The sequence below is a fragment of the Amphibiibacter pelophylacis genome (assembly GCF_037688875.1).
Lineage (GTDB): Bacteria > Pseudomonadota > Gammaproteobacteria > Burkholderiales > Burkholderiaceae_C > Amphibiibacter > Amphibiibacter pelophylacis.
This window is the reverse complement of the sequence record NZ_JAWDIE010000052.1, coordinates 1-207: the sequence shown is the minus strand read 5'-3', so window position 1 is coordinate 207 and position 207 is coordinate 1. Positions and strand designations below refer to the sequence as shown.

1 protein-coding gene is annotated in these 207 nt (G+C 64.7%); it reads right to left on the bottom strand.

Annotated features, from left to right (window positions below):
* Positions 1 to 207: VCBS domain-containing protein (locus RV045_RS14345; RefSeq protein WP_423236471.1), on the bottom strand; the 207-nt coding region annotated here is incomplete at both ends.

The following is a 207-nucleotide window of genomic DNA, read 5'->3' as shown; positions in this document are numbered from 1 at the left end:
CAGACCGGCAACATTCACCGTCACCGTCGTGGTCTGGCCGTCCTTGCTGGTCACCGTGAAGGTGTCCTTCACCGTCTGGCCGGTGATCAGCGCCTGCACGTTGGCCGCGTCGTTGTTCAGCGTGTAGGTCCACTTGCCGTCCGCCGCCAGTGCCAGCTTGCCGTAGGTGCCGTCTTTGGTGGCGGCGTCAAAAGCCACAGCAGCGCC